Below are 287 nucleotides of genomic sequence, written 5' to 3' on the forward strand. Positions count from 1 at the left end.
GCCATCACCGCCGGCGTGTAGACCGCCGCGAAGCGGTCGACCCAGCGCTGCGCCCGGCTGCGCCGCGTGCCCGCCTCCTCGACGAGGCGCACCATGCGCGCGACCGTCGTGTCCTCGGCCGCACGCGTCGTGACGACGCGCAGGGCGCCGTCGAGGTTGATCGAGCCGGCGAGCACATCGCCGCCGGGCTCCCGCTCGACGGGGACGCTCTCCCCGGTGAGCGGCGCCTGGTCGAGGCGCGACCGCCCCTCGACGACCCGCCCGTCCAGGGGGACGCGCTCGCCGGG

At 78.0% G+C, this 287-nt stretch carries 1 protein-coding gene; it reads right to left on the reverse strand.

All coding sequences use genetic code 11. From position 1 onward, the window contains the following. Positions 1-287: P-type ATPase actuator domain-containing protein (locus MD536_RS21345; protein WP_498366317.1), on the reverse strand; the 287-nt coding region annotated here is incomplete at both ends.

The organism is Flavihumibacter cheonanensis, assembly GCF_022352215.1.
Classification (GTDB): domain Bacteria; phylum Bacteroidota; class Bacteroidia; order Chitinophagales; family Chitinophagaceae; genus Flavihumibacter; species Flavihumibacter cheonanensis.